Origin of the sequence: Achromobacter sp. 2789STDY5608615 (genome assembly GCF_001298995.1) — a bacterium.
In the GTDB taxonomy this organism is placed as follows: Bacteria; Pseudomonadota; Gammaproteobacteria; order Burkholderiales; family Burkholderiaceae_B; genus Achromobacter; species Achromobacter insuavis.
Window position 1 is genome coordinate 48,054 of sequence record NZ_CYTY01000039.1, and the last position, 6,297, is coordinate 54,350.

The window sequence follows — 6,297 nt, forward strand, 5'->3', positions numbered from 1 at the left end:
ATTGGGTGGCGGCGTCATGGCGCCGCCCCGGCTCAATGGCGCGGGCCGCCCTGGCCGGGCTGCAGCTTGGCGAGCTGGGCCTGTAATGAATCGAGCAACAGTTGCAGTTGCTCGGAGGTCACGGCATAGACGCGGCCTCGTTCGCTGCGCGTGGCGGCCGCGGGCGATGGGTCGGTCAGGAAGTCCAATCGCAGCAACAGTGAATCGTGTTCCACCAGCGGCATCATGGCCCAGCCGGTCACTGGCGATACGGCCTCGCCTGCCTTGAAATCTCTGTCTTGCACCTTGGCATCCTGTTCACGCGGCCGACGGGCGGCCGTATGCGGCGATTTTATTTATTCAGCTTAATGTCAGCAAGTGCGCCGGAACGGGCAGTGCGCGAGGGCGGCGGGGCCGGGATCGCATGGCGGCCCAAGCCGACCGGGGAAACGCGGATCCTGTTGCCGGACTCATTCACCCGCGGAGCGGCGTGGTGGCCGAAACTCGGACCGAGCGATGAGCGCTGCGTGGGAGGCGGGCAACAAAAAGGCGCCCGTGGATGGGCGCCTTGTCGCAGGGGAATCCGTGAAGCCAGGCTAGCCGGCGTTCTGATCCGCCGCGCGCAGCAGGCTGTAGAGCTTGTCCTTGAGCAGCAGCTTTTCCTTTTTCAGGACTTCGACGTTGGTGTCCGAGGCCGGCACGATGCCCGCCTCCATGTTCTTGATTTCCTGGTCCAGGTCGTTGTGGCGTTGGAACAGGGCGGAGAAATGTCCGTTTTCGGCTTTCAGGCGGGTAATCAGTTGGCGATACTCAGGGAACATGACGGCCTCTTGCGTGATCCGGTTGAAGGGGGGGGCTGCGCGGGGCCGGCGGGCCGGCCCGTAAATGAGCTGTCGGTTCCATGACAGCGCAATGGCCCTTCAAAGTCAACCCGACGCGGCCGCGGCGGTGCGCGAGAATTGACACGGCGCAAGGGGGGGCGGGCGAAGATCGGTTGGTCTTATCTCCTCACGTTTCTTTACATGGCTTTTGGAGGCGGGGGATACACTCGCTTCCCCGTGGTCTGCCATAAAAGTGAAATGAATCAGCGCGCGTCCATCCATCGCCGGGTCCTGGACTTGTTCAAGCAGGACGGCCGCATCCACCCGGGCACCGGGATGATCACTGGCGTGATCGCGCTGTTCCTGGCGATCCTGTCGGTCCTGGGCGTCTTGGCATTCCATTTTCCGGCGTATCTGACGACGCCCGAACTGCGCACCTTCTATACCGTCGACGCGATGCGCACGCTGTTGTTCGCGGCGTTGCTGGCGTCCGGCACCATCGCCCTGACCAACATCGTGTTCGGCCGCCAGCGCTGGCTCAACATCGCCGCGTTCGTGCTGGTGTGCGGCGCGGTCGCCGCCGGCGGCAGCCAGGTGGTGGTGACCACGTCCAACACCGGCCACCATCCCTACCTGGGCCTGGACTGGTTCATCCTCGACCTGCTGGCCTCCAGCACCGTGTTCATCATCTTCGAAAAGCTGTTCCCGCTTTATCCGGGGCAACCGGTGTTCCGCGGCGAGTGGCAGGTGGACATGAAGCACTTCCTGTTCAACCACCTCTCGGTGGGAGCGGTGCTGCTGTGCATCAACTTCTTCGTGCACCGGCTGTTCTCGTGGGCGGCGTACGAACCGCTGCAGCAGGCGATCCAGTCGCTGCCGTATCTGGCCGAGCTGTTCGTGGCGGTGCTGGTGGCCGACCTAGTGCAGTACGCCGCGCATCGCGCGTATCACGAGGTGCCGTTCCTGTGGCGCATCCACGCGGTGCACCACAGCACCCGCACGCTCGACTGGCTCGCCGGCTCGCGCCTGCACATCGTCGAGCTGCTGATCACGCGCGTGGCGGTGCTGGGCGTGCTGTTCGCGCTGGGCTTCTCCAAGCCGGTGCTGGACGCCTACATCATCATCGTCGGCTTCCAGGCGGTGCTGATCCACTCGAACGTCAAGCTGCCGTGGGGCTGGCTGCGCTACATCATCGTGACGCCGGACTTCCACCACTGGCATCACTCGTCGGACACCGAGGCGATCGACCGCAACTACGCGGCCCACCTGTCGTTCATCGACTACCTGTTCGGCACCGCGGTGCGCGGCACGGGCAAGCGCCTGCCGGAGAACTACGGCATCCTCGACAACGACATGCCGGGCACGTTCCTGGCGCAGCAGGCCTACCCCTTCCGCAAGAAGTAGGCCCGCGCGTCGCGGTTTACTTGCCCTTGGTGGCCGAGTAGGAGGCCATCAGGTTGCGGTAGTCGGGAATGTGGTTGGCGAACAGCGTGCCCAGGCCCTCGATGTCATTGCGCCAGTCGCGATGCAGTTCGCAGGCCACGCCGAACCACGACATCAGTTGCGCGCCGGCCTGTTCCATGCGGCTCCAGGCGGCGTTGCGGGTCACTTCGTTGAAGGTGCCCGAGGCGTCGGTCACCACGAACACGTCGAAGCCTTCCTCCAGCGCCGACAGGGCGGGGAAGGCCACGCACACTTCCGTCACCACGCCGGCGATGATCAGTTGCTTCTTGCCGGTGGCCTTGACCGCCTTGACGAAGTCCTCGTTGTCCCAGGCGTTGATGTTGCCGGGGCGGGCGATGTACGGCGCTTTGGGGAATTTGTCCTTGAGTTCCTGCACCAGCGGGCCGTTGGGGCCATCCTCGAAGCTGGTGGTCAGGATGGTGGGCAGCTTGAAATAGGCGGCCAGGTCGGCCAGCGCCAGCACGTTGTTCTTGAACTGGTCGGGCTGGAAGTCGCGCACCAGGGACAGCAGGCCGGCCTGGTGGTCCACCAGCAGCACCGCTGCTTCGTTCTTGTCCAGCTTCACGTAGGGTTTGGTCATGGCTTTGCTCCGTTGGGGGATGGCGGGCCGGTGGCCGCCGGGGTGGGGTAACCGAGAGAGCCTTCATCCTAAATACAAGCCGAATACATCGGTAGTACACCAAACTGATCCGCAGCGTTCTATTTTTCGGACGATGCCTGTGGCAGCCATGACAGCGGTGACGCGTGCCGCTGCTGGGTCGACGCCTCCTGCTCGGCAATCCGGTCATATTCGTCCGCCATGAAGTCCAGCAGTTCGCGCACCGCCGGCAGCAATCCCCGGCGCGAGGGAAACACGGCGTGCACGTTGCCCTGCTCGGGCTGCCAGGGGCCGCCGACGTTGACCAGGCGCCCGGCATCCAGCTCCTCGTGGATCATCAGGAGCGGCAGCGCCACGATGCCCACGCCGCGCAGGGCGGCCTGTTTCAGCGCCAGCATGTCGTCCGTCACCAGCCTGGGCGAGAACGGCACCTCGACGCGCGCGCCATCGACGCCATCCAGTTTCCAGCGGCATTCGCGCTGTTCGACGCCCAGCGCCAGCGTCGGCATCTGGCCGAGCAACTGCGGATCGGCGCCGGCGGGCAGGCTGCGGGCCAGCTCGGGGCTGGCCACCAGGCATTGGCGGCCGATGCCCAGATGCTTCATCACCAGGTCGCTGCTCTCGATGGCGCCGAAGCGCACTCGGACCGCCAGGTCATAGCCCTCGCGCAGCACGTCCACGGGGCGGCTGAAGCTCTTCATGTAGACGTGTACCTTGGGGCACTTTTCCATGAACCGCGCTACCACGTCGCCCAGGAAGTAGTAGATCAGCGCGGGCGGCGCGCTCATGCGGATGGTGCCTTGCGGCTCGGCGTGGGTGCGGTCGATGACGTCCTGCGCCGCTTCGGCGCCCGCCAGCATGGATAGGCATTGCTCAAAATACTCCTGGCCCAGTTCGGTGACGGCGAAGGTGCGCGTCGAACGCTGGATCAGCCGCACGCCGAGCCGCTCTTCCAGGAGCGCGATGCGCCGGCTGAGGCGGGACTTGGGGATGTCCAGGGCGCGTCCGGCCGGCGCGAAGCCGCCGTTGCGCACGACTTGGACGAAGTAGTAGAGATCGTTCAGGTCTTGCATGGGCGCGCCGGCCTCCGCGATGGGCAATCCCCAAGCATATCGCCGATTGCGGCCGAGCCGGCCATCGCCGCGAGATGGCGGCGGCCGTGCGCCGGAGGATCAGGCAGCCGCCAGCGCCTCGTCCTTCCAGCGTTGCTTGTCGCGCAGGGGCGGGGTGCCGAACAGGCGGCTGTATTCGCGGCTGAACTGCGACGAGCTCTCGTAGCCCACGGCGTGGGCGGCCAGCGCCACGCCGGCGTCGTCCGTCAGCATCAGCCGGCGCGCCTCCTGCAACCGCAGGTGCTTCTGGTACTGCAGCGGACTCATGGCCGTGGCTTGCTTGAAATGATGGTGCAGCGACGACACGCTCATGTGGACGTCGCGGGCGATTTCCTCGACCCGTAGCGGCAGGGCGTAGTTGTCGCGCAGGATGCGGATGGCCTTGGCGACGCGGTTGAGCTGGCTGTCCTGCAGCACCGTCTGGCGCAGCACCACGCCCTGGCCGTTCATCAGCAGGCGGTACAGCAGCTCGCGCTTGATCATCGGCGCCAGGATCGGGATGTCGCGCGGCGTGTCCAGCAGCCGCAGCATGCGCAGCATCACGTCCAGCAGCGTGCCGCCGAGCGGGTTGATGCACAGCGCGCGCGAAGATTCGGCCGGCACCAGCGGCGGCAGGTTCTCGTCGCTGATCAGCTCGGTGATCTCTTCGGGATTCAGGTCCAGCCGCAGCCCCAGGTAGGGCAGGGTCGGGCTGGCCACGGACACCTTGGCCACCACCGGCAGGTCGACCGACGAAATCAGGTAGTGGAACGGGTCGTACTCGTAGGTCTCCTCGCCGATCAGGATCCGTTTGGAGCCTTGGGCGATGACCGCCAGCGCGGCCTTCTGCAGGCCGGGCTTGGGGCCGGTCGGCTGTGACAGGCGGTGCAGGAAGAGGCCCTCGATGGGCGTGTCGAGGGAACCTTCCAGCGTGCCGGTCATGCGTTCCAGCAGGCACAGCAATTCGTGCCGGGCGGGCTCGAAGACGGGATTGGGGGTGTGGTCGGCGGGAGGCATGGGCGGGCTCCGGGCAAGGCGGCCTGGCGCGCGCGTGGCGCGGGCCGCCGGAGAATCAGGCGATGTCGAGTGTAGACCCAGGCAGAACTTGTGCGGGCGTGTGTCGAGCGGAGTGCGGAGAAATAGGCAAAAAATGCGGAGGATCGGGCGCGTCCCGCACCAGGCCGGTCGACGGTCAGAGAATCGGGCAAAAAAAGGGCAGGATCGAGCATCCATCCGCCGACGCCGGCGACGCATACTGTTTTCACCCCGGCCATGCCGGCGCCGCCCATCCCGGGACGGCCGCCGCGCCGCGCCCTGGAAGGAGTGCAATGATGCGGTACAAGAAATTCGGCAGCACCGGCCTGTTCGTCTCGGAACTGTGCCTGGGCACGATGACCTTCGGCGGCGAAGGCGAACTGTGGAGCAAGATCGGCGCCCTGCAGCAGGAGGACGCCAACCGCCTGGTGGGCCGCGCGCTGGAGGCGGGCGTCAACCTCATCGACACGGCCGACGTGTATTCGGAGGGCCGTTCCGAGGTGATCACCGGCCAGGCGCTGCGCGACCTGAAGGTGGCGCGTGACGACGTCGTCGTCGCCACCAAGGTGTTCGGCCAGACCGGCGCGGGCGTCAACGCCCGGGGCAATTCGCGCGTCCACATCATGGAGGGCGTCAAGAAGAGCCTGGCGCGCCTGCAGCTGGACCACATCGACCTCTACCAGATCCATGGTTTCGATCCGGCCACGCCGATCGAGGAAACCGTGCGGGCGCTCGACAACCTGGTGCAACACGGCCACGTGCGCTACGTCGGCGTGTCCAACTGGGCGGCCTGGCAGATCATGAAGGCGCTGGGCATCGCCGAGCGCCTGGGCCTGGCCCGCTTCGAATCGCTGCAGGCCTACTACACCATCGCCGGGCGCGACCTGGAGCGCGAGATCGTGCCCATGCTGCAAAGCGAGGGCGTGGGCCTGATGGTGTGGAGCCCGCTGGCGGGCGGCCTGCTCAGCGGCAAGTACAGCCGCGACGGCCAGGCCGCCGCCGGCGATCGCCGCGCCCAGTTCGACTTCCCGCCGGTCGACCGCGAACGCGCTTTCGACAGCATCGACGCCTTGCGCCGGGTGGCCGACGCGCGCGGCGTGTCGGTGGCGCAGGTGGCGCTGGCCTGGCTGCTGCACCAGAAGGCGGTCACCAGCGTCATCATCGGCGCCAAGCGCGTCGATCAGCTCGACGACAACCTGGCGGCCACGGCGATCCGTCTGACGGACGACGAGCTGGCGGCGTTGGATCAGGTAAGCGCGCTGCCGCCCGAGTATCCGGGCTGGATGTTCACGCGCCAGGGCGAGTTCCG

The 6,297-nt window shown here is 66.5% G+C and carries 7 protein-coding genes; 2 read left to right on the forward strand and 5 right to left on the reverse strand.

Translation table 11 applies throughout. The annotated features are described in order from the left end of the window. Positions 1-32 precede the first annotated feature (32 nt). Complete coding sequence (locus AOZ49_RS25595) at positions 33-284, reverse strand: hypothetical protein (protein ID WP_054428354.1); 252 nt, start codon at positions 282-284, stop codon at positions 33-35. A 291-nt stretch (positions 285-575) separates the two neighbouring features. Next, a complete protein-coding gene (locus AOZ49_RS25600; protein WP_054428352.1) occupies positions 576-800 on the reverse strand; it encodes a YdcH family protein in 225 nt (74 codons plus the stop codon). Positions 801-1,058: 258 nt separating this feature from the next. Between AOZ49_RS25600 and AOZ49_RS25605 the strand changes: the two genes are divergently transcribed. After that, positions 1,059-2,204 carry a sterol desaturase family protein gene (locus AOZ49_RS25605; RefSeq protein ID WP_054428351.1) on the forward strand — a complete coding sequence of 382 codons (1,146 nt, stop codon included), beginning with the start codon at positions 1,059-1,061 and terminating at the stop codon, positions 2,202-2,204. A 16-nt stretch (positions 2,205-2,220) separates the two neighbouring features. Here AOZ49_RS25605 and ycaC read toward each other — a convergent pair whose 3' ends face one another. The 3 genes from ycaC to AOZ49_RS25620 all read right to left on the reverse strand — a co-directional run bounded on the left by ycaC (position 2,221) and on the right by AOZ49_RS25620 (position 4,970). Next, positions 2,221-2,844 carry an isochorismate family cysteine hydrolase YcaC gene (gene ycaC / locus AOZ49_RS25610; protein WP_054428349.1) on the reverse strand — a complete coding sequence of 208 codons (624 nt, stop codon included), beginning with the start codon at positions 2,842-2,844 and terminating at the stop codon, positions 2,221-2,223. A 119-nt stretch (positions 2,845-2,963) separates the two neighbouring features. Beyond that, complete coding sequence (locus tag AOZ49_RS25615; protein ID WP_054478505.1) at positions 2,964-3,935, reverse strand: LysR substrate-binding domain-containing protein; 972 nt, start codon at positions 3,933-3,935, stop codon at positions 2,964-2,966. 99 nt (positions 3,936-4,034) lie between these two features. Further along, a complete protein-coding gene (locus AOZ49_RS25620; protein WP_054428348.1) occupies positions 4,035-4,970 on the reverse strand; it encodes an AraC family transcriptional regulator in 936 nt (311 codons plus the stop codon). A gap of 314 nt (positions 4,971-5,284) precedes the next feature. On the opposite strand from AOZ49_RS25620, the gene AOZ49_RS25625 reads away from it, so the two are divergent. Then, positions 5,285-6,297: aldo/keto reductase (locus tag AOZ49_RS25625; protein WP_054478497.1), on the forward strand; the 1,013-nt coding region annotated here is incomplete at its 3' end.